Origin of the sequence: Chryseobacterium sp. Leaf201 (genome assembly GCF_001421435.1) — a bacterium.
Classification (GTDB): Bacteria; Bacteroidota; Bacteroidia; order Flavobacteriales; family Weeksellaceae; genus Chryseobacterium.
Genome location: NZ_LMKA01000103.1, coordinates 1 through 21431, shown reverse-complemented (window position 1 = coordinate 21431; position 21431 = coordinate 1). Strand labels below are relative to the sequence as shown.

Below are 21431 nucleotides of genomic sequence, written 5' to 3'. Positions count from 1 at the left end.
TAACATTGAAATATTAACATTATTTTAAAATTTGTTAAAATTATTTTTGTGCTTACATTTGGTTCGTTATTTGAAAATATATAAAGTTTAATCTGGATCAATGAAAAAATACATTATTGCTGCTGCTCTCATCATCGGGACAGGAGCTGTTATCAATACCACCATGCAATCCTGCAGTACTTTAGCGACAACGGATGTCGGCCTTTCAATTATTAAGAGATTTCTTTTAAACGGGATCGAGAAAGGCGTAAATATCTACAGCAACAAAGATGCGTTCCTGCAGAACAATATGGTAGACAAGGCACTTCCAAAACAGCTGAGGGAAATCAATGCACTGCTGGAAAAAGTGGCACCGTCTCTGGTTGCCAAAGAGAGGGCTTATATTGCTGATGCCGCCGTTTATACGGTTAATATTTCAAAGCCGATTTTAGTTAATGCAGTGAACAGCCTGAATGCACAGGATGTGACAAGAATCATTCAGGGAGAGAAAGGGACTGCCACCCAGATCCTGAAAGAGAAAACAGCCCAGCAGCTGGTATTGGCCATCACGCCGAAAGTGGATGAGCAGCTGAACCAGTATGGGATCGTTAAAAGCATCAACACCGCCCTGGCCGGAGGAAATCTTCTGGGAAGCCTGTTGGGCGGGAATAAAACGACGGTAAGCGCAGGAAGCCTTAGCCAGCTGGCCTCAGAACAGTTGGTCAATGGGATGTTTAACATTATTGAGAATTACGAAGTGGAAAATTCCAAGTCGCTTTTAGGGCCGCTTGGAAAATAGAAAAATCTTCAGTATATTTAAAGTATATTTAAAATTTGTAAATGGACATATTACAGGGGAACCAGCATGCGAATCCTGAGGATTTTTATAATTCCTTGAAGGAGAAACTGGAGGATCATCATGATTTTCCGGAAGATTATTTATTTAAATTTATCATTCCGACCGATCAGGCAAAACTGACTGAAATCTATAAGGTTTTCGACGGTATCAAATTCACTTTGGGAAACCGCGAGAGCAAGAACGGCAAATACACGGCGTGCAATATCAATGCATTTGTTCTGGATGCCGATCAGGTAGTTTTTATTTATAAAGAAGTGGCCAAAATAGAAGGTGTCATTTTACTATAGAATACAAAAAGTCAGCATTACTGCTGACTTTTTTATTTACTTTTAGTGACTGTTTATTTTTCAATAAAGAATTTTACGTTTTCAATCGGCCTTCCCAGCATGGCTACGGAACCTTTGATCAGGATCGGCCTCTGGATCAGTGAAGGGTTTTCAGATAAAACTTTAATCCACTCTTCTTCAGACAGGTTTTTATTGGCAAATTTTTCCATATACAGCCTTTCAGACTTTCTGATGATATGGAAAACATCCTGGTTCATCTTTTTTAAAAGGGTTTTAATTTCAGATTCGCTCAGCGGCTCTTCCATGAAATTAATCATCTCAAACGGAACCCCGTTTTCATCAAGGTATTCCAAAACCGCATTGGATTTTGAACAACTGCCATTATGTAAAACTTTTACTAACATATTCTATTCATTCAATTGCATGTAACACCGGATGTGCTAATTTTGGTTTACGGTAAAGTTAGGAAGAAATCAGGTTAAATCAATAGGATTTTACGTCTATTTTTCTAAAACAGGCCGTTCAGTTGCCCTTCTATCTTTTCCAGGATAAATCCAAAATCCTCCGGTTTCTCTACAAAATCCAGGTCATCCACTTCAATAATCAGCAGTTTGCCTTCTGTATAATCAGAAATCCATCTTTCATATTTCTGGTTCAGTTTGGAAAGGTATTCAATGCTGATGGATGCTTCGTATTCCCTTCCTCTCTTATAAATTTTCTTTACCAGGTTCGGTACGTCAGATTTAAGATAAATCAAAAGATCAGGCGCGGAGATGAACGATTTCATCAGGCTGAAAACCGCTATATAATTATTGAAATCCCTCTCGGAGAGCAGCTTCATATCATTCAGGTTTTCTGCAAAGATGTGGGCATCTTCATAGATGGTACGGTCCTGGATAATATTTTTTCCGCTTTCCCGGATTTCCTTTACCTGGCGGAACCGGCTCCCCAGAAAGTAGATCTGCAGGGCAAAGCTCCATTTGCTCATATCTGCATAGAAATCTTCCAGATAAGGGTTGTGGTCCACGTCTTCAAACTGGGCATCCCAGCCGTAATGTTTGGAAAGCATAGTCGTCAATGTCGTTTTGCCTGCGCCAATGTTTCCTGTAACTGCAATATGCATATTTTTACCTTACTATTATAATGTTGATGAATGAATATTTAAACGCCGGCAGACTGTACTTCGGAAGAGTCTTCAATGAGTTTCTGCAGGGAACTTTCTGCAGGGTTTTCACTTTCAATCTCCTCTGTCTTTTTCTCCAGTTTCCCTTCCGGGCTGTCAGGTTCTGCAGGTTTTATTTCAGACCGTTCAACATCCTGTACGGTGTCTTTCCGTTTAGGGTCAGGCTCAGTCTGAATGCTTTCTTCCTGCTTCTTTTCCAGGCTGTAAAGATAAAGTTTGTTGGCTTTGATTTCAAAATAAGAAAGCGTATTTTTATCCACAATCCGTGCGTCGGGATTATTAAAAACCGTCACCAGTTCTTTTTCCGGAACGTATTTTACCACCGAATTGTTTGTAATGACCAATACAGCTTCGTTTTCCCTCCTGAATCGTTTCCCGTTCTCTATATCGGCCTCAAAAATCTTCTCGAATTTAAAAGTATATACCAGGATCTGCTTTTTCGTCAGGATATACACCCTGTTTTCGTATACCAAAAGATCAGACAGTTCATCAAAGCTTGCATCAAAAGGATACGAATTGATGATGGTCTCATTCCGGAAATTATACTGGATCAGCCGCTTGGTGCTGTCATCCAGAAGCCACAGTTGCTGCAGGTCTTCGGCATAGGCCATTTTAATGAATCCGAATTTATGCTTAAAATCCACCTTCTGGATTTCATTCATGTTCTGGTCAATGAATTTCATTTCCTGGGCATTTTCAGAGAACAGGGCAACCGTTAGCGGGTTCTGTACAGACTGCACCTTGTAAGGAACCGTAAGCATCATCTGCCCCAGCTGCTTTCCCAGGGAATCATATTTGGTCAGGCTGAAATCTTTGTTTTTGTAGATATACAGGTTCCCGTAATCGTCGGCCAGCATATCTTTGGCTTCCTTCAGCTTCAGCGTGTCCAACGGAAGCATGTTCTGTGCAGATAATGAACAGAAAATAAATATGAATATTAAATGTAGTATTTTCAACTTGTTTTACTAAAGAAGCGCCCCACCCGGGAACACTGCCAATTTACTTATTTTATTGTATGCAACGGAAACGATTATCAATTTTAACTATTTAATTGCCACTTCATAAATCTTCGGCCAGTTTTTCCCGGTCACCAGCATATGCTCTCCTTTGAAAGCAATCCCGTTCAGAACGTGTTCACTGTTATTTTTGGTATGTTCTTCAGTGATTTTTGTAAAATCAAACCTGCCGGTTACCTCTCCGGTTGCCGGATTTATTTTTAAAATATAAGGCTGATGCCAGACATTCGCATAAATAAACCCGTTATGGTATTCCAGTTCATTGATCTGGTTATAAATATCCTTATTTCCGCCGACCGGAATCTTTTTTACCACTTTTGAAGGGTTACCGGCATCTAAATAATACAGGTCGTTGGAACCGGTATCCGCAATCAGGTTTTTTCCGTCATATGTCAGTCCCCAGCCTTCCCAGAACGCATCAGGCAGAGGAAATTCCGAGATTTTCTTAAATGTATTTTTATCGTAAACAAATCCGATTTTACTCTGATAAGTCAGCTGATAAATCCTGTCCCCGGCCATGGCGCAGCCTTCGGAAAAAATTTCCGGCGCCTGTTTTACAGACTGAGAAGGAACCGTACTTCCCAGGGTATATTTTATTAATCTGGATTCGCCTTTCAGTCCGGTACTTTCGTATACGGTACTGCCTTCAATGAAAAAGCCTTCCGTAAAATTTTTAGGATCATGGGGATATTCCGCAACGATTTCGTAGGCAATATTCTGCTCAGGAGTTTTTGTAAAGACGTTAATGGTCGCATCCTGGTTCAGCGTTTCGCCATCTTTCATTTTAATGTTGAACGTCACTTCATTATTCCCAAATTCAAAAAACTCCGGATCGACTGTTAAACCGGAAGTTTCCCGGTCTCCAAAACTGATGGATATACTTTCTGCCTGATCGGTTACCTCTTTCGGAAGTGTTATTTTATCCCCGAAACGGTACCCTTTCTCCTCCATCGAATGATTGTAATCCGCCAGGGCATCCAGTATTTTCCTATCGTTTTTACAGGAGGCCAGCAATAAAATAGCGGCAAAACCTGTGATCAGACTTTTCTTCACGTATATTTTAATTAGCCCGGAAATTATTTAACAGCCACTTCATAAATCTTCGGCCAGTTCTTTCCGGTTACCAGCATATTTTCCCCTTTAAAAGCAATTCCGTTCAGCACATCATCGCTTCCTTTCGTATTCTGCTTCGCGATTTCCGTAAAATCAAAGGTTCCCACCACTTCCCCGTTGGACGGATTAATTTTCAGGACAATGGGTTTCTGCCATACGTTGGCATAGATAAACCCGTTGTGGTATTCCAGTTCGTTCAGCTGGTCATAAATCTGCGAGCTTCCTGCTACGGCAATATATTTTATCAGTTTGGAAGGATCTGCAGGATCAAGGAAATACAAAAGCTTGCTTCCGTCTGATGCAATCAGGTTTTTACCGTCATAGGTAAGTCCCCAGCCTTCTCCCAGGACGTTCGGATAAGCAAACTCAGATAACAGCTTCAATGAATTTTTATCATAAATGTATCCTTTTTTGCTCTGCCAGGTCAGCTGGTATACTTTATCCCCAACGATTGTGCTTCCTTCAGAAAAATCCTGCTGGCCCTGTTTTGTTGAGGCCAGAGGCGTGGTAGTTCCCAGTGTATATTTCAGGATCTGGGAAGAACCGTTCTGCCCGTCACTTTCATAAATCGTATTTCCTTCCACCTGGAATCCCTGTACGAAATTTTTAGGATCATGGGGATATTCTGCCACGATTTCATAAGCGATACTTTTTTCAGGATTTTTTGCAAAAACATTGATGGTTGCATCCTGCGTAAGTGTTTCCCCGCCTTTTGTTTTGATGTTGAAGGTTACGGCATTGTCTCCCAGAGTGAAGAACTTAGGATCAACGGTAAGGTTTGAGGTTTCTTTGTCCCCGAAACTGATGGAGATACTTTCCGCATCACCGGTCACCTCTTCCGGTAACGCCAGCTTATCCCCGAAATGATAGCCTTTCTGCTCCATGGAGTTGTTGTAATCTGCCAGAGAATCCAGAATTTTTTTATCATTTTTACAGGCTGCCAGCAACAGAATTGCGGCAAATCCCGCTATTATATTTTTTTTCATTGAATTTCTAAAATAATTTCCCCAAAATTAGTAAAATTTTATTGCCTACTGCCAATTTCAGAAAGATGTTGGCGAAATTATCACCGGCCTGTGGCAGCGGCTTACGCAGAGTGCATCATCACAAGACCGGATTCAGGTTCAGCTGTGTCTTTTAATTCTTTGTAAACGGGATATTGTTATAAAAACCGATCTGGATCTGCCCGCGGTTTTTGTTCTCCTGGATTTGGTTCATATAGCCGGCCTCGATCCTCATATTTTTATTAATCACATAGCCCAGTGCCCCGTACACCCTGTTCCTGTCGAAAACCGGACTGTCAAGATGCAGGAATATTTCATTGTAGGCTGATGCGTAAAGCGCTCCGGGCTGCATTTCCTTACTGCTGATCGGAATGTTGAATCCCAAGTAATACCTGAACCTCATCCTGAAATCTTCTTCAAGAAACCGTTCTTCCAGCCGGTACCGGTGCTGGATATTGAATTGCCCGAATTTTTGTTTGGTAATATACTGCTGGAAAATCCTGTGTTCCGTATTTTCAGTTTTTTCGCCGTTTACATAAGGCCTGCTTAAGATGAAGCCATAGCCCAGCAAAACGTTATTGTTGTTTTCCGTAAGGTCATACCCGATCCCGGTACGTACCAAAAGCTGCTCCATATCGCCCAGTGCATCAAAATTCCGGTACTGGATCTCATTATGGAAATTCAGTTTTTTACTGATTTTATTATTCCCAAAATACATATACCAGGCTCCCAAGTCACTTTTCTGAGCCTGTAAAAACGGAGCGCCCAGCATACAAATGCCTAAGGCAAACGATCTTATCCTTTTCATTTTCCTGTAATTTTATTATCAAAATCTATTAAATAATTAAAATTCAATATTGATTATCAATAATACGCAAAATTATTTTTTTACCGAAACAGAAAGAATGTAATATGCAGCTTATTTAAACAGAATTTGATCAACCTCAGTAGATTAAAACTAAAAACCGGCAGAATATTCTGTCGGTTTAATATAAATGTATTGCTGATTAAAAATTATGGGTGCTGCTGTGCTTTTGCAGGATCATCATAATTAACCATCCAGTTGATTCCGAATTTATCGGTGAACATTCCGAAATAAGCACCCCAGAACGTATCTTCCATCGGCATGGTTACGGTACCGCCATCAGAAAGGCCGTTGAAAAGCTTATCCGCTTCTTCTCTTGAGTCTGCATTTATTGAGATTGAGAAATTGTTTCCCTGCTGATGACTGGAACCCCAATCCCCGCCGGTATCACTTCCCAGCAGCATGGTTTCTCCGGAGATCGGAAGCGTAATGTGCATGATCTTATTTTTGTCTTCTTCAGGAATTTCTTTACCGTCTACCGGAGGCATTTCCCCGAAAGTTCCCACGTAAGGATATTCGCCTCCGAAAACCGACTTATAGAAATCAAATGCCTCCCTGCAGTTTCCGTTGAATGTTAAATATACGTTTACCGTTGCCATAGTTTTATTTTGTTTTTATTTACAGTTTATTTTATCCTGAATGTAATCAGCCTTTTTATTTTCGACTTAAAAAATTTGGATGCAGAAGCTGTTTAAGCTGATTACCTGTGCTGATCGATTAAAATCATATTGCCATCCGGATCTTTCAGATAAATATGTTCCGGCCCGGCTGTGGTTTCATCGGCTTCCTTCTGAAGTTCCACCCCCTGTTCTTTTAAGTGTTTCTGAATATCACGGACATCATCAAAAACTTCCAGATTTTGGGCATTCTGGTCCCAGCCCGGATTGAATGTGAGCATATTCCCGTCAAACATTGCCTGAAAAAGCCCGATAATATGATTCCCGTTTTTCATGATCACATAATTCTGGTCCATGTTTCCGCCCATTTCACTGAACCCCAGTTTCTCATAGAAATCCCTGGACTTCTGAAGGTCTTTCACACTTAAACTGATTGAGAATGCGCCTAATTTCATACTTTTTTATTTGAATATGATGAATGTTGTTTTTTACAGAAATCCCGTATGATTACTGGTTTTTGATCCTGGTTTTAAAATCCAGTGTGCTGTCATAACTTTTCCAGTCACCGATCAGGTCTATATACTGAGCGTCTACTTTCTGTGTTTCTCTGTTCCATCTGAAAGTATAAATAAACTTACCCTTGAAAATTCCGGAATGCTTCCCTTTGTTTTCTTCTGCAAGTTCATATTCGCCGTAGACCGTTCCTTTTTTGCCCGCATCCTTGTATTTGGTAATTGCCATTTTACCCTCGAACTTAGTATAGTTTTTATCCACCAGCGTATATCCCGAAACAAAATATTCCTGGTCATTCTTTTTGTTCTGTTCGGAAATGCTGATCTTAAGCTTGATTTCCTGCCCTTTACTGCCGATGGTTCCGGTGTAGGCTTTGCTGTTATTCAGCCAGACCTGTGAAATATCCGGCATCTGCGCTGCTATGCAGTTGGAGATGAGCATGAGGAGTAACAGAAGTTTTTTCATATATGGTTTAAGTTTTTATTTAAATACTACCTTAGAGATATCCGTCGGAACAAAATTAGCCCACCAGGCGTCAAAATCCAGGTTCCCGGCGTGGTTTTTCCATTTCCCTTTAAACGTTACGCCGCCTTTGCTGTCTTTTGACACTTTTTTAAGGGTCTGGATTCTCAGCTTACCGGTGAATATTCCGGAATGTTCACCTGATCCAGCTTCTTTCATGATAAAATCTCCGAAAACAAGCATTTCATCCGGAAGATCTTTTACATTGTATTTCTGGGTAAAGGTAATTTCGCCGGAGAAATCCGTTACGGTTCCGTCTACATCAGAATAACCGGAAACCAAATACTGTTCCTGTTTTTCAGAATTTTTTGCAGCGTTCTGTATCCTGAACTTAATCACTTTTTCATCAGATGAAATGATCCCGTGGAAAGGCGTTCCGTCATTCATTAACAGGGTACTGAAATCTTCATTTTTCAAAGGGAAACTATTTGACTGCCCGAAAGAAAATGAACATGAGAAAGCCAACAGTAATAACAGCAGTGTATTTTTCATCCTGATCATACGCCGAATTGTGACAAATGGTGATTCAAATGCTTTGCAAACATATTGCTCCACTCCTGCGCTTTCAGTTTCCCGAATGAGAACGATTCTTTTCCGTCAAAAGCAGAAGTCCCCAGCTGCTGTGTTTTCTGGATAAACCCGATCAGCCGTTTTTTTTCTTCCGCGAAATCTTTCTGCTCCGAAATAAGAAACTGCGGAGACGTAGGCCCGTTCTGTGCATACGCTTTCTCGCCCACTACTTTAGGCTTTACAAATGATTTCAGGATAAATTTTGCAATCGCTCCCGGTTTTTTATGCTTTTCAGGTTCATACACCATTTCATAGGATACATTACAGTGCGCCAGCATCTGATCAACGGTCATTTTCCCCCACAGCCCTTCTGTTTCAGGGGTCAGCCTGTTAATCCTGTCAATATAATGCTGAGCCGTTTTCGCATCAAAAACATTTTCCATAGTTTGATTTATCTGATTGTAAAAGGCAAATATATCAGTTTTTTCTGATCATTATCCCGCATACATTCAAAAAAAAGCTCCCCACAAATAGTGAAAAGCTTCAGATTAATTATTCATTGTCTTTATCATTCCGCAATCCGGACATTCATTCCTTTGGTATGCGCATTCATCTGAGGTGCGTAATAGTTCTGGATGGTGGTGATCCCGTTGGAAAAGCTTCCGGAAGCATTGGCGATGACATCATATTCAAACACATATTTTCCTTTCGGCATCTGCTCAATATAAAAATTGGTGGAGGCATCTTTTGCCGACTGATAATAGCCCAAATTATTTTTCCACTGATAGCCGGAAAGCACATCCAAAGGCTCAAATCCTGCGGCTCTCATATCCTTGATGTGGATAAATTCCATTGGGCGGTCCGTATTCAGAATCATTCTTACGGTTACTTTATCACCGACTTTCAGCGGAGTTTCCGGTGAGATTTTCTGCAATTCTTCCCCGTTTACGGTTTTAATTTTCCGGTAGAGCTCTTTGGTTACGGAAAGGTAGTTTTCAGAAGACTGAATTTTATCCAGGTCTTCATAATACTGCCAGAATAATCCGCCCTGCACAATTCCGGGTCCCGGTTTTGTTACGGTAACAGTAGCCAGGTTTTTATCCACAACATCAGTTTTTACCGTAGATTTCACATAGCCTGTTGCCTGGGTTTCCGGTTTCAGTTCTTTTCCGCCCCAGATGATGGCAGCTTTGTCACTCTCTGTGCCTGTCCAGGATTTCCCTGCATTCAGGATGGTGAAGATGACCTCAGCCGTACCCCTTGAACTTCCCCAGGAATTTACTTCTTTCTGTGTGATCAGCCAGATCTTCATGTCTTCAGCAAACTTCTGATCATTCGGCTTGAGTTTGTTGAATGCTTCCAAAGCACCCGCCTGATTTACCACTTTGGAGCTGAACCAGCCCCAGCCGTCCAGGTTCTGTTTCCAGTAAACCCCCTGATTTTTAGAATCAACGGATGTTTCTTTTAGGTTATTCAGTATTTTATCCGAAACATCTTTTAAACCGTAACTGTGCATCAGTAAAGCCATCCGGTGCAGTCCGAAGAATGTAAAATCGGTCAGTTTAGCCGTTTTTGCCTTCTGTTTTACGGAAGCTTTCAAAGCTGCCCCCTTCCCTTTCAGAGGATGCTGTTTTTCCCAGTAGTTCCTGGTATCAAGATAATCAATCACTGTGTTATTCCAGACATTTGCTTTCTTTACATCATAGTAGTTATTAATTCCATTGTCAACATACTGAACCAATTGTGTCACCAGTTCATCCTGTTCATTATTCTGATAATCTTTAACATTTTCTTTCAACCATGAATTGATCCTGCCCAGGTTTTTCAGAATATACAGCGATGTGGAATAAGAACTCGGAGAACCCTGGTACCAGGAGAACCCGCCATCCGGATTCTGCAGTTTTCTGAAATCGTCCCAATCCCGGGTAATTGAATTTTTCATTGTATTGGCATCAAACAATAAAGCTAATTTTGCCATCTGCTCCTGTTCATTTTTGCTTTCCAGTACCCACGGCGTCTCTTCCAGCAACAGTTGCTTCAGTTCCTGGTTTTTCTCCAGATTTGAATTCAGTAATCCTTTACTCTGGTATTCTTCAAAAACAGTTTTCACTTTGGGATTTGATCTGAAAATTTCCGAAGCCAGCACATCGGCAAACCATTTATTAAAGATTACATCGGCAGAATTGTTCTGGTCGTTTTTCAGGCCCGGAAGCGCAAACATAATTTCCCAGATCGGATTCGTTGTCAGCTCCAGCGTATGGGAGACATTTGAAACGGTTGCTGAATTGTTATTTTTAAGGTTTTCCAGTTCAAACGTTTTTGTCTCGCCCTCTTTTACGAAAACCGGAACGGCATCGGTTACCAGCATCCTGTTCGGCAGCACGGCGATGGCCTGCTGTTCACCGTCAGAATACCGTCCTGCCTTTGCCAGTACCTTTAAAATAATAGCGGAAACGTTATCCGGTACTTTCAGTTTCCAGGTCAATGCTGAGTTCCCGTTTTCATTCAGGTCAAAATTCTGACTGCCTGAAGTTAATCCAAACTGAGAGGAAATATCTTCATTGGTGAAAGCATCTAAAATCTGCAGGCTTGCCGAACCGCTTAACTTTTTACCGGTTAAGTTTGACAGTTTTGACTGAAGATTCAGCTCATCCCCTTCTCTTAAAAATCTCGGGTAGTTCGGGGTCACTGAAAATTCTTTCTGCGTCACCACTTCCTGTTCCAGGGTTGCTGCTCTTGCATCTTTGGTATGCGCCAGGAACATCAGCTTCCACTTTGTCAGTGCTTCAGGAGACGTAAATTCAAAGCTTACGTTGCCTTCTGAATCGGTTTTCAGATCAGGATAGAAAAAGGCGGTTTCGTTAAGGTTCTGGCGTATCTGAATATTTTGAAGAATATTTTTATCATCTACATCCATTAATTCTTTTTTCTCCTGTTCCGTTAACTGTCTGCCAGAATTCAGAATATTAATCGCTTCATCATCGACTCTTGCACTTGACAATCTCATTTTCGCTTTCGCGGCAACTGGTGAAGGCGGTGGCGTATATGCTGCAGCTTTTACACCTTCCTGAGCAATAAGTCTGGTTGTTGTTTTTAATAGATTATCGACAATATAGGAACTGCCATCAAACCAATTAAAATAAGGAGCTTCAACCTGTGGGCTGTCAAAATACGCCTGCCTTTTCTGATAATATTTCTGAAGCAGGTATTGCCTGATGTCATATGACGTTACAGTTGACATAGGAGTATAGAGACTGCGCCAGTTAAAATCGTTTTTTGCAAACTTGTCCAGAGACAGGTCATACATATTGGCCAAAACTTCAGCGCTTATGTGTTCTTTCCTATTTCCCAACACTTTTACCGACCATTTTTCTTTTGAACCCGGTTCTATTTTATCTCTGAAAGTAACCGTTTCAATTCTTAAAGGTTCTTCTTCTGAATTTTTCACCACAAGGTTTACAGATTGCGTCTGGACATCATTAAAAGCCACAACCTGAAACTGTAAATCTAAAGCTGAAACCGATTTATCATTGGGCATATCAACGGAATATTCCAAAACACCGTTTTTAAATTCCCTGACTTCGGCAACTGTTTTTCCTGAGCCGTCCTGGATAAAAATATTTACCAGGGCATCCGGAACTGCAGAATACAAATACACCACAGCTTTTTCGCCTCTTGAAAATTCTCTTTTGGGGTCTACAACCGTAAGGAATGTTTTCTGGGAAGCATCCAGAGATTTTTTATTCCAGACACTGAAATTCTGGGAGGTTTTTATGGTGTCTTTACCTTCAATATTATATAATTCTAGCCTGTAGTCACCGGTTTCCAGTTTTCCGAGATCAAGAAATTCTTCACTCCGCTTTGCACCGTCTATGACAACTGATGACACTTTCCTGTTTTTAACCTCATCATTTTTATCATACAAATCGTGCGGAAATCTGCTGATAAATTCCTGTTTTGAGAATTGCGGCAGATCCTGAACTTCCGATCTGAAATTATTCCTGAAAATCCTGTCCTGAGATACAAGTTTTGAAAGCCTCACCTGATACGGTTTTTTAAGAACCTGTTCGTTGTAATTTTTGGTTTCAACTTTTACTTTTATATTTTCACCGGAGAAAACATTTTTAACATCATCCGCTTCAATATAATGTGAAACCGATGCTACCTTCAACTCTGTGCCTGCTGTTTGGGTTTCCCCGTTAATATCCGTCACAGAGGCATTGACAGAATAATTATCAATCTGTATTCCCTCTAATTTTTCATCTTTTTTAAGATCCAGCCTGATGATGAACTCTCCTTTTTCATTGGTTTCCGCTTCCCCTAAAATAGAATTTTCCTGATCGTCTCCCTCCGGATAACTGCTGAAATACCTCCAGCGAATATTCTGTTTTTTAATTTCATAACCCACCTTAGTATTGCTCAGAGCAATCCCTGAAAACGTCATTACCTTTCCTTTCAGTTCGATGGTCTGGCCGTATTTATATTCATCTTTTACCGGTTCAAAAGTAACTTCAAATTTCGGCCTCTTGTATTCTTCAACCCGGATATTTTTATACCCTTGTGTTTCATCATCGGTTTTTAAATAAAATGTTCCGTTCAGCTTTCCTTTCGGCAGCATAAAGCTTCCGTGATAAGAACCGAACGCACTGGTAGTGAAGTTCTGCACCGATACTTCCTGCCCGTTTGCATCCGTTAAAGTGATCTTCTGTTTTAATCCTGCCACTACAGATTCAGTTTCTTTATTGAGTTGTGTATTGATGACTTTAAAATAAAGCGTCTGTCCGGGCCTGTAGATAGCACGGTCTGTAAAAATCTGGGCTTTAACCTGTGTTTCTTTCGGATTGTAACTGCTGACCGACCTGTCTCCTGAAACCTGCATCATCTGGAAATCATTGGTTTTTGGCTGCCGGATTAAAAAAGTCCTGTAATAGTCTTTATTTGCCGTCACCGGAAATTTAAAGACCCCTTCATCATCGGTTTTTCCTTCGGTCTTGCTTAAAACTTTACCCGCAAATTCATAAAAGGTAAGACTTTCATTCACAACCGGTCTTCCGTTTTCACTGTTGACCAGTTTCAATTCATTGGCTAATGCATTGCGTTCTGTTTTTGTCTGATAAATCACTTTATTGCCGGACACCAGGAAGTAAAAGTCCTTTTCTGCGTCCTCATCTTTATCATTTATCCCGTCCACAGCATATTCTGCAAGGTAAATTCCCGGCGGAAGCGGTTTTATTTCGAGGGATGTTTTATGGGTCCGGTAATCTTCAGGATCATCCAGCCGGTAAGTTTCTTTTTTTACCAGGCTCTTTTTAATCTTCGCAAACGGATTGGGATAAGGATTCTGTACATACTGCAGAAATGTGGACAGATCTTCCTTCACTCCGTAAATGGTAACAGAAAAAGAAGAAACATTTTTATGTTCCGCTACGAAATGAACCGGCAGGCTGCTTTGTGTCTGCTGTTCATATTTTATATTCAGGGACGGGTTGGTAATCTCATTTTCCTTATTTTTTATGCTCTTGATAAAAGGAGATTCCGGATATTTTATTTTTGCCTGATTGATAATCGCAATGGCTTCTTTCTCTTTGTTTTTAGAAATAAGTTCCTCAATCACCTCATTCATGATCATCACCTTATAATCACCTTCCGTTTCAGATGCCAGAAGGCTCTGAAGCTGTTCCAATCTGTTTTTGCAGCGGCTGAAATCACAGGTATCCTGCAGTTTTTTGTGCATAAAATACAACCGTGGATTTCCGGTATTCTGAGAGATCAATCCATCATATATGGCATTTACCCCGGTGCGGTTTTCTTCCAGTTCATTTTTGGTGAAAAGATCGTTGCTGGTGAGAAAAGCGGTCTTCTTGATAAGATACCAGTCTTCTAAAGTCGGGAAATAGGAAATATATTCACCATAGGAGAAAACATCTTTGTATTTGTTTAAAGAGATTTTTCTCATTTCTGCTTTCTGCCCGTCAAGCTTCTGATAATTTTGTGTAAGATAATTTTTAAAATCAAGCCGGCTCCAGGTTCCGATCTGGGAAATATCCTGGGAATTGATATTCGTCCTGCTGCCGATTTCCCATGCATGCTCTGCGAAATAATCCAGGAAAAAGCTGTTCAGCAAAACATCATAAACCACTTTGTCATCTCCTTTTATCTGTTCGCCGACATTTTGAAGTTTTTTGAACAGTACGCTTACCGCATTATTCTTATCATCATCCGCAGTCTGGTTCAATATACTGAATTCCGCCTTCAGAGACTGGATCAGCTGCACCACATTATTATCTTTCATCGCCTGTTTCTGTATGTCTAAAATGATGGGGAGATTGGATTTATAAATTCCTTTCTGATAATTTACAGATACTTTTTTCCATTGTTCATCATAGTATTTCTGGGCAAAAACCCCTGAAACATTGAGCAGGAGAAGCAAAAGAACAAAAATCTTGGAGGATCTTTTCATATGTGTTATTTTTGATAAATGAATTCTTTAAAAGTACTGAAAAAATCCGTTATCGACAGTCAGCTTTACGTATCCTTAACAGGAACCCTTTTTGCAGTATTTTTCATGGAGGAGCAAAATACATTCCGCTATCCGACGGTCTGTTTTATTTTCATTACCTATTTCAGCGGGTATCTCTATACCAAATATCAGAAAACAAAGCATTTTTCAGGCATTTTACTCTTAAATGTAATTGCCGGAATTGTCTGCGCCCTTTTAATTATCCATAACCATAATGAAATACGGCTGCTTAAATGGTTGATCATTGTGATCCTGGGGCTGCTCTACAACAGCTTTTTCCTGGATCTCTACATCCGGAAGATCCCTTTGCTGAAAGTTTTTTATGTAGGCCTGGTCTGGGCATTGATGAACTGCTGGCTTACCCTTCCGGAATTCAGTATCCCTATATTTTTAATCAGTTTTTTCTTTATTACCGCTCTCGTTTTGCCGTTTGATATCCGTGATATGAAAACAGATACGGTAAGAACATTTCCTATGCTCATCGGGGTACAGAACACAAAGTACCTGGCCTATGTCCTGGTTTTTCTAAGTACTGTTCTCGCAGCCGCTTATTTAAGCTTCAACAGTGCCATTGCTTTTTATTTATCAGGTATCGTCACTTATATTCTTATTTATTTCGCTGAAAATGAGCGGGATGATGTATATTTTTCATTCGGTGTGGAAACTTGTTCTGCACTTCCCTTTTTATTTTTGCTTATAATGGAGTATTTTTGACGAATGATTATTAAGAAACTTTCCCTGTACAATTTTAAAAACCATTCGGAGAAGAAGTTTGAGTTCTCACCGCAGATCAATTGCTTTGTCGGCAACAACGGTGCGGGGAAAACCAATATCCTGGATGCGCTTCACTATCTTTCCGTTGGAAAGAGCTTTTTAGGGAATACCGATCTTAATAACATTAAAAATGATGAGGATTTTTTCACCATCGATGCCGAGATACAGAATGATGAAAGTGAAGACATTATTAAAATCCTGCAGCCTAAGGAAGCGAAAAAAATCATCAAAAAAAATGACAAAAGCTATGACCGGCTGGCCGACCACATCGGGTATCTGCCGAGCGTCATGATTTCGCCCTATGATTCCAACCTGATTTCAGATTCCGGGGAAAGCCGGAGAAGGTTCCTGGATTCCATGATCTCACAGACGGATTCCGGTTATCTTTTTGACCTGATCCAGTATCAGAAAACGGTTCAGCAGAGAAATGCACTGTTAAAGTATTTCGCCAAAAACAGGGTCTGGGACAGAGACTCTTTAGATATTTATGATGACCCGATCATCCGTTCCGGAACCAAGATTTTCCTTAAAAGAAAGGATTTCGTTGAAAAGCTCAACCCGATTGTCCAGAGTTTCTACAGGATCATTTCTGGCGGAAAGGAAAGTGTATCCGTGCTCTATGAATCGCATCTTATTGAAGGTTTTGACACCGCTCAGCCTGACCGGAAGTTCCGGGACCTCTTAACGGAAAGCCTGGATAAAGACCGGATGCTGACCTATACTTCAAAAGGCATCCACAAAGATGACCTTCTTTTTGAAATGGATTCAGTGTTAATCAAGAAAACAGGTTCCCAGGGCCAGCAGAAATCGTTCCTTATTTCCCTGAAACTGGCACAGATGAGCCTGATCAAGGAGCTGACGAATAAAACCCCGATTCTATTGCTGGATGATATTTTTGACAAACTGGATGACACCCGCGTTTCTCAGCTGATTGAACTGGTGAACCAGGAGAATTTCGGACAGATTTTTATTACGGATACCCACAGGGAACGTACGGAAAGTGTGGTGAAAAAGATTAATGAAGAAAGTATCATTTTTGAGATCTGAACATGAGAAAGAAAAGACGCGAATACCAGTCATCCGATCTTGTGAAATCTTTCGCAAGGATCTACGGTTTTGAAAGTAAGCTTGTGGCCTTTGAGATCAAAGATTTCCTGGAAGAATATCTTGACGAAAGCCTGTTCTGTGAGATTAAAAGTGTTAATATCGAGGATAAGCGGATCATTATCTGCATCCATTCTCCCCTGCTGAAACATGATTTCCAGATGCGCAAAAGCTTTTATCTGAAAAAGTTCCAGGAGAGGTTCGGAGCTGATCAGTTTAACGATCTTCAGATTTTGTAGCTACGGTACTGTTCATCATATCGTCTGCCCGCTTATCCAGTCCGGATGTCAGGGGAAAGAAAAACCGCAGCGGATTTTTTATGAAATACCTGAAAATGCCCCGGTAAATTTCACTTACCTGCCCGAAGTTCAGCTTTCTGGACCTGAATGCCAGAAACATGGATAAACTGAAGCTTACCACGAAATTAAAGAACCCGATCAGGAAAACCGTAATAAAAGAAATCCAGAAGGTATAGGCATCCACGGAGAAATCTTTTCCGTACAGCCCCATGGCAAAGTTTCCGGCGGCAAATGTAATGTGCCGGATGTCCAGATCCAGCCCTAAAAACAAACCGATTGGCGCCGTAGCTCCCAGAAATACCCCGAACCAGAAGTTGGATACAATTCCCGGCCAGTTTTTAGCATAGTACGTTGACATGCCTTTCGCGAAATTTTTTCCTAAAAGCCTTCTGATGGAAATATTCTTTGAAATCCGCTCCGGAATCTGGTAAAACACGGAATTGTTCCCGATGTTCCCCGAAATAATTCCAGAAATAAAAAGATAAAAGCCGGCGATACAGGCATGGAGGATCGCTTTGGACTGGAAAGGATCAAGGTCTTTCAATAACTTATCAGATCTTTCAACGGCCATATTCTGCGAAAAGAATACATCAAGGCCGTACACAATGATCAGGGCAATCGGGAAAGACAGCAATACATTCCCGACAAAAGCAATGAACTGGCTCCTGAACAGTTTTGAAACGAGATGGGCAAATTCCGTACTGTCGCTTTTGATATTCCCTTCTTCCGAAAGTACTTTGGTCATGGTAGCGGCAGTCATAGCCGGCTGCTTGGTGGCCAGCGTAAACCTCATCAGGTAAATCATCACAAAGCCCATCGCATAATTCATGGAATACAGAAACGCATGTGAAAAATCGCTTCCGGGAATATAGCCGTAGAGCATTTTCAGCACACATAAAGCGCCTACAATGATACCGCCTCCACTGGCTTTGTAGAACATGGTCATGTATTCTTTCCGGGTAGACGTAATGTAATGCGTACCCGTTTCTGCCGTATGGTTGGTAATCAGATGGGAAATCAGCCGGGTGCTGTCATTGATCAGTTCAGAAATATTATTCCTGTGGGATTTGTATCTTAAGATGTTAAAAATTAAACTTTTTGAGTTAATCAGAATATCTTTTTCTTCATCAATCACCAACAGCTGAACGATTTCATAGATTCGCTGTACCTGCTGGCGGATTTTCAAAAGCGACTGGTTTATTTTTCCTGAAATCCCGTATTTGGAAGAGTTTTTAAAGGCAATATTGACGAATTCCAGGCACTGCTCGATATAAATTTTAATCTGCTTGTACCGGCTGTCCTTGGAGTGCAGCTGCAGATCCGTATTTTTTTCAAATTCCGAAGCCAGCTCTTCAAGCTCATTCTGCAAAGCGAGAAACGGATTGTCGAAATTACGGTATTGCGGGGCCATTCTTACCACTTCGGTTTCCATGGCAGATCCCGTTACACGCCATGAAAGGATGTTCATGGAAAAAAGCATTTCCCTTTTTACATCCGGCATGACGATAAAATCTGAAATCCCGAGGATCACGAAGAGCTCATTGATTTCATTTTCCGGAAGGTTATGGAAGAACTTCAGGTCATTTTTCGGCCGGAAGCTCACGTTGTCAATCATGTACCAGATGGTCTTTTCATTAACAATGGGAGGCAGTACTTTGTTAAGAATCCTTTTTTTGAGTTCGGGTATGAAGGCATTCTCAGATAGAATATTGGCCTCGGTAAGCGACAGATTAAAGGTTTTGTCCCTGAAAATATGATGAAGGTAATATTTAAAGCTTTCGGCAATCCGGGGATTGTTCCTGAAAAAATTAAGGACATCGGTAAAATCCGCACTTTTTACACTCTCCAGAAGTTCCGCAAACGGCTCCAGAGAGAGGGTTTCATTCTTAAAAGAAAAGTATTTTTTAAGAACAGACTCAAAATTTGTGCTGGAGTTAAAGAGTTTCATCGGTGCAAAGATACTATTTCAAACCCACATTCCTCATTTGTCTCATGATCCAGCTGTGTTTCTTTCTCAGATAGGGCGAAGGATTTTTAGGATCGTACTTCTTGGGATTGGGCAAAACCGCTGCAATCCAGGCTGCTTCAGATACCGTAAGGCTCTTTGAAGATTTCCCGAAATAATATTGCGAAGCGGCTTCCACACCGAAAACGCCCTGCCCCATTTCAATGGAATTCAGGTACCGTTCCAGGATAATGTCTTTTGTCCATACCTTTTCAATAATAAAGGTATACATGGCTTCCAGCCCTTTCCTGAACCAGCTTCTCCCCTGCCATAAAAATATATTTTTAGCGGTCTGCTGGGAGATGGTGCTTCCGCCTCTCATTCTTTTCCCTTTTTCATTGTTTTTCATTGCTTTTTCTATCGCCTGGTAATCAAAACCGTCATGATTGAAAAATTTCTGGTCTTCTGAAGCAATGACTGCTTTTTTTACATTGTTCCCCATTTCATCATACGAAACGTAATCCCTCTGAAGCCTTCCGTACTCCAGAAGCCCTCCGATCTGCGTAATGGTGATGGGCGGATTGAAGAACCTTCCCCAAACGATGAACAATACGTTCAGAACCAAAATGATGAATATGATTTTTTTTATTTTATTCCACATAACCGTATACAAAAGAATGTCAAAAATAAGGAAATAGTCTGAGTTATTGCAATTCTTTCATGTAAGACAGCTTGTAATCCGGCAGCAGCCCGGGGTGAAAGATTTTAATGTAATCCTTCAGGACCAGGTCTGACCTTACGGCGCCGCTTTCGAAAAAATCATTGGCCTGCCCTTTTTCCCTGCCTGTAATAACGTATACCCTGCCTTTATTAAAAGCACTGATCTTGCTGTAAAAAGAATTTTTGCTGAGCATTTCCTTTTTTGAGGTATGGTTGCCGGCATTGATCCAGTACTGAACCTCTGCCGATTTGGCAAACACCTCTTCAAAACTCATGGTAACTGCTTTTTCTTCGGTATTGTTTTTCAGGATATATTCTGCATTGGCATCCGCAATAAAACGCGCCACAGAAGTCTTTCCGCCGGGAAGATACCAGACATCACCGTACATTTCGTTTGCCAGGACAGCAGGTTTCTCTTTTGCCTGCAGGGCCAGCTGCTTCAGGCTCTTGTAGTTTTTCTCAATTTCACGGTATGTTTTTTCAGCTTCCTCCGCTTTTCCCAGAAGCTTTCCGAACAGTTTGATGTAAGCGGTCTTTTCCAATGGTTCCTGTTCCATGTATTCATCCAGGAAAATCACCTGAATCCCGTTATTTTTCAGCAGCTGGTAGGTATTGTCAAAGCTTGGGATATAATTGGTAAATACAGCATCCGGTTTCAGTGAAATAATTTTTTCCACATCGTATTTCTGGTCATTTCCAACATGCTGAATCTTCCCGCTTTTCAGTAAATCATGAATTTTCTGATCGTAAATATATTCCGGACTTGAAACTCCCGCTACCTTATCTTCAGCTCCCAGTGCCGAAATATATCCGGCCATACTTGCATTCAAAAGAACAATTTTTTTCAGCGGAAGCTGATTTTGCTTAAGATCATACGTGAATTTTCCCGATCGGATATGCAAAATGCCGTCTTTTTCGCTGTACTGCACAAGGCCCGAGATCACTGCCGGCTCCGAAGCAGAAATTTTCTGTTCTCTTTTACAAGAAGTTAGCGTTAAAAATGCAATTAATAGTAAAATTCTTGGTTTCATCTTTCAAAGAAAGTAAAAAAGTGTTATATTTGCAAACCTTTATTAACGGCCTCGTGGCGCAACTGAATAGCGCATCTGATTACGGCTCAGAAGGTTACAGGTTTGAATCCTGTCGAGGTCACCAAAACCGACATTTGAAGTTTTCACTCTCTTATGTCGGTTTTTTTATTTCCTAAACCATTGTTATACTGATAGATACATTGGGCAACAATATTCATTTTAGGTGTTTGAAAACTTTTTCCGTCAAATTCCACTTTTTTGGGAAATATTAAATACCCTATCGTTCTTTTTGTCATCAGATCGCCCTACTGGTATAGGTTTGCGAGGTTTTCCATTGAATCAAGCGCGTTTTCTATTTTTGTCTTGATGTCAAGTTCCTTGCTTTCTGAAACGATATGTTGAATCTCCTCTCCAGTTGTTCAATTTGTGATCTTGTGATACTTTTAATCTCTTTATAATCTTCTTCATCTAATGAAGTCATTTAAACTTTTTTAGTTTTATAAAATTTCTTCAGAGCTATTACTATAAAAGCTATGTAATTGAAAGATTTCCAACTTGATACTGTTGTAT

Annotated in this window: 20 protein-coding genes and 1 tRNA gene; 6 read left to right on the top strand and 15 right to left on the bottom strand. The window is 40.7% G+C overall.

The genetic code is table 11. The features are described 5' to 3' along the window. Positions 1 to 100 precede the first annotated feature (100 nt). The gene (locus tag ASE55_RS15965) at positions 101 to 778 is read left to right on the top strand and encodes a DUF4197 family protein (RefSeq protein ID WP_056221903.1); all 678 of its coding nucleotides are present in this window, start codon (positions 101 to 103) and stop codon (positions 776 to 778) included. A 41-nt stretch (positions 779 to 819) separates the two neighbouring features. Next, positions 820 to 1125 (top strand): DUF493 family protein, encoded by a 306-nt coding sequence (locus ASE55_RS15960; RefSeq protein WP_056221900.1) that lies wholly within the window; start codon positions 820 to 822, stop codon positions 1123 to 1125. Between the two features lie 53 nt (positions 1126 to 1178). On the opposite strand, the gene ASE55_RS15955 is transcribed toward ASE55_RS15960, so the two are convergent. The 12 genes from ASE55_RS15955 to ASE55_RS15900 all read right to left on the bottom strand — a co-directional run bounded on the left by ASE55_RS15955 (position 1179) and on the right by ASE55_RS15900 (position 14928). Continuing rightward, a complete protein-coding gene (locus ASE55_RS15955) occupies positions 1179 to 1529 on the bottom strand; it encodes an ArsC/Spx/MgsR family protein (RefSeq protein WP_056221898.1) in 351 nt (116 codons plus the stop codon). A gap of 104 nt (positions 1530 to 1633) precedes the next feature. Next, positions 1634 to 2248, bottom strand: coding sequence for a deoxynucleoside kinase (locus ASE55_RS15950; protein WP_056221895.1), 615 nt, complete (start codon positions 2246 to 2248; stop codon positions 1634 to 1636). A 38-nt stretch (positions 2249 to 2286) separates the two neighbouring features. Beyond that, positions 2287 to 3264 carry a hypothetical protein gene (locus ASE55_RS15945; protein WP_056221891.1) on the bottom strand — a complete coding sequence of 326 codons (978 nt, stop codon included), beginning with the start codon at positions 3262 to 3264 and terminating at the stop codon, positions 2287 to 2289. An 87-nt stretch (positions 3265 to 3351) separates the two neighbouring features. Beyond that, the gene (locus tag ASE55_RS15940) at positions 3352 to 4377 is read right to left on the bottom strand and encodes a glutaminyl-peptide cyclotransferase (protein ID WP_056221890.1); all 1026 of its coding nucleotides are present in this window, start codon (positions 4375 to 4377) and stop codon (positions 3352 to 3354) included. A gap of 23 nt (positions 4378 to 4400) precedes the next feature. Continuing rightward, positions 4401 to 5423 carry a glutaminyl-peptide cyclotransferase gene (locus ASE55_RS15935; protein WP_056221887.1) on the bottom strand — a complete coding sequence of 341 codons (1023 nt, stop codon included), beginning with the start codon at positions 5421 to 5423 and terminating at the stop codon, positions 4401 to 4403. A gap of 151 nt (positions 5424 to 5574) precedes the next feature. Continuing rightward, positions 5575 to 6249, bottom strand: coding sequence for a DUF2490 domain-containing protein (locus ASE55_RS15930; protein ID WP_056221886.1), 675 nt, complete (start codon positions 6247 to 6249; stop codon positions 5575 to 5577). A gap of 206 nt (positions 6250 to 6455) precedes the next feature. Then, on the bottom strand, positions 6456 to 6905 hold the full coding sequence (locus ASE55_RS15925; protein ID WP_056221883.1) for a VOC family protein: 450 nt from the start codon (positions 6903 to 6905) through the stop codon (positions 6456 to 6458). A gap of 101 nt (positions 6906 to 7006) precedes the next feature. Then, on the bottom strand, positions 7007 to 7378 hold the full coding sequence (locus ASE55_RS15920; RefSeq protein ID WP_056221879.1) for a VOC family protein: 372 nt from the start codon (positions 7376 to 7378) through the stop codon (positions 7007 to 7009). A gap of 52 nt (positions 7379 to 7430) precedes the next feature. Next, positions 7431 to 7901 (bottom strand): hypothetical protein, encoded by a 471-nt coding sequence (locus ASE55_RS15915; RefSeq protein WP_056221876.1) that lies wholly within the window; start codon positions 7899 to 7901, stop codon positions 7431 to 7433. Positions 7902 to 7916: 15 nt separating this feature from the next. Then, on the bottom strand, positions 7917 to 8459 hold the full coding sequence (locus tag ASE55_RS15910) for a hypothetical protein (protein ID WP_056221873.1): 543 nt from the start codon (positions 8457 to 8459) through the stop codon (positions 7917 to 7919). After that, positions 8456 to 8911, bottom strand: a complete 456-nt coding sequence (locus ASE55_RS15905) for a DUF1569 domain-containing protein (protein WP_056221870.1) — start codon at positions 8909 to 8911, stop codon at positions 8456 to 8458. Before ASE55_RS15905 ends, ASE55_RS15910 begins: the two co-directional genes overlap by 4 nt. Before the next feature lie 125 nt (positions 8912 to 9036). Further along, positions 9037 to 14928 carry an alpha-2-macroglobulin family protein gene (locus ASE55_RS15900; protein ID WP_056221867.1) on the bottom strand — a complete coding sequence of 1964 codons (5892 nt, stop codon included), beginning with the start codon at positions 14926 to 14928 and terminating at the stop codon, positions 9037 to 9039. Between the two features lie 18 nt (positions 14929 to 14946). Between ASE55_RS15900 and ASE55_RS15895 the strand changes: the two genes are divergently transcribed. Genes ASE55_RS15895 through ASE55_RS15885 form a run of 3 tightly spaced genes read left to right on the top strand, consistent with a single transcriptional unit; the run spans position 14947 to position 17105 of the window. Next, positions 14947 to 15702: a hypothetical protein gene (locus ASE55_RS15895; protein WP_056221864.1), complete on the top strand. Its 756-nt coding sequence runs from the start codon at positions 14947 to 14949 to the stop codon at positions 15700 to 15702. Positions 15703 to 15705: 3 nt separating this feature from the next. Beyond that, positions 15706 to 16809, top strand: coding sequence for a DNA replication/repair protein RecF (recF, locus tag ASE55_RS15890; RefSeq protein ID WP_056221861.1), 1104 nt, complete (start codon positions 15706 to 15708; stop codon positions 16807 to 16809). Positions 16810 to 16811: 2 nt separating this feature from the next. Further along, complete coding sequence (locus ASE55_RS15885) at positions 16812 to 17105, top strand: hypothetical protein (RefSeq protein ID WP_056221859.1); 294 nt, start codon at positions 16812 to 16814, stop codon at positions 17103 to 17105. Here ASE55_RS15885 and ASE55_RS15880 read toward each other — a convergent pair. Genes ASE55_RS15880 through ASE55_RS15870 form a run of 3 tightly spaced genes read right to left on the bottom strand, consistent with a single transcriptional unit; the run spans position 17083 to position 20861 of the window. Continuing rightward, on the bottom strand, positions 17083 to 19113 hold the full coding sequence (locus tag ASE55_RS15880) for a recombinase (RefSeq protein WP_056221856.1): 2031 nt from the start codon (positions 19111 to 19113) through the stop codon (positions 17083 to 17085). The two genes, ASE55_RS15885 and ASE55_RS15880, sit on opposite strands and share 23 nt — an antisense overlap. A gap of 13 nt (positions 19114 to 19126) precedes the next feature. After that, entirely contained in the window at positions 19127 to 19771 is a 645-nt protein-coding gene (mtgA, locus tag ASE55_RS15875; RefSeq protein ID WP_056221852.1) for a monofunctional biosynthetic peptidoglycan transglycosylase, read from the bottom strand. 43 nt (positions 19772 to 19814) lie between these two features. Then, positions 19815 to 20861, bottom strand: coding sequence for an ABC transporter substrate-binding protein (locus tag ASE55_RS15870; RefSeq protein WP_056221850.1), 1047 nt, complete (start codon positions 20859 to 20861; stop codon positions 19815 to 19817). A 47-nt stretch (positions 20862 to 20908) separates the two neighbouring features. On the opposite strand from ASE55_RS15870, the gene ASE55_RS15865 reads away from it, so the two are divergent. Further along, positions 20909 to 20985, top strand: a tRNA-Arg gene (locus ASE55_RS15865). Positions 20986 to 21431 lie beyond the last annotated feature (446 nt).

Bases quoted from the DNA above. Each gene is read 5' to 3' on its own strand.
- ASE55_RS15930 (WP_056221886.1), bottom strand. From the start codon at position 6,249: ATGAAAAGGATAAGATCGTTTGCCTTAGGCATTTGTATGCTGGGCGCT.
- ASE55_RS15920 (WP_056221879.1), bottom strand. From the start codon at position 7,378: ATGAAATTAGGCGCATTCTCAATCAGTTTAAGTGTGAAAGACCTTCAG.
- ASE55_RS15965 (WP_056221903.1), top strand. From the start codon at position 101: ATGAAAAAATACATTATTGCTGCTGCTCTCATCATCGGGACAGGAGCT.
- ASE55_RS15895 (WP_056221864.1), top strand. From the start codon at position 14,947: ATGAATTCTTTAAAAGTACTGAAAAAATCCGTTATCGACAGTCAGCTT.
- ASE55_RS15880 (WP_056221856.1), bottom strand. From the start codon at position 19,113: ATGAAACTCTTTAACTCCAGCACAAATTTTGAGTCTGTTCTTAAAAAA.
- ASE55_RS15925 (WP_056221883.1), bottom strand. From the start codon at position 6,905: ATGGCAACGGTAAACGTATATTTAACATTCAACGGAAACTGCAGGGAG.
- ASE55_RS15910 (WP_056221873.1), bottom strand. From the start codon at position 8,459: ATGATCAGGATGAAAAATACACTGCTGTTATTACTGTTGGCTTTCTCA.
- mtgA (WP_056221852.1), bottom strand. From the start codon at position 19,771: ATGTGGAATAAAATAAAAAAAATCATATTCATCATTTTGGTTCTGAAC.
- recF (WP_056221861.1), top strand. From the start codon at position 15,706: ATGATTATTAAGAAACTTTCCCTGTACAATTTTAAAAACCATTCGGAG.
- ASE55_RS15885 (WP_056221859.1), top strand. From the start codon at position 16,812: ATGAGAAAGAAAAGACGCGAATACCAGTCATCCGATCTTGTGAAATCT.
- ASE55_RS15915 (WP_056221876.1), bottom strand. From the start codon at position 7,901: ATGAAAAAACTTCTGTTACTCCTCATGCTCATCTCCAACTGCATAGCA.
- ASE55_RS15905 (WP_056221870.1), bottom strand. From the start codon at position 8,911: ATGGAAAATGTTTTTGATGCGAAAACGGCTCAGCATTATATTGACAGG.
- ASE55_RS15935 (WP_056221887.1), bottom strand. From the start codon at position 5,423: ATGAAAAAAAATATAATAGCGGGATTTGCCGCAATTCTGTTGCTGGCA.
- ASE55_RS15960 (WP_056221900.1), top strand. From the start codon at position 820: ATGGACATATTACAGGGGAACCAGCATGCGAATCCTGAGGATTTTTAT.
- ASE55_RS15870 (WP_056221850.1), bottom strand. From the start codon at position 20,861: ATGAAACCAAGAATTTTACTATTAATTGCATTTTTAACGCTAACTTCT.
- ASE55_RS15900 (WP_056221867.1), bottom strand. From the start codon at position 14,928: ATGAAAAGATCCTCCAAGATTTTTGTTCTTTTGCTTCTCCTGCTCAAT.
- ASE55_RS15955 (WP_056221898.1), bottom strand. From the start codon at position 1,529: ATGTTAGTAAAAGTTTTACATAATGGCAGTTGTTCAAAATCCAATGCG.
- ASE55_RS15950 (WP_056221895.1), bottom strand. From the start codon at position 2,248: ATGCATATTGCAGTTACAGGAAACATTGGCGCAGGCAAAACGACATTG.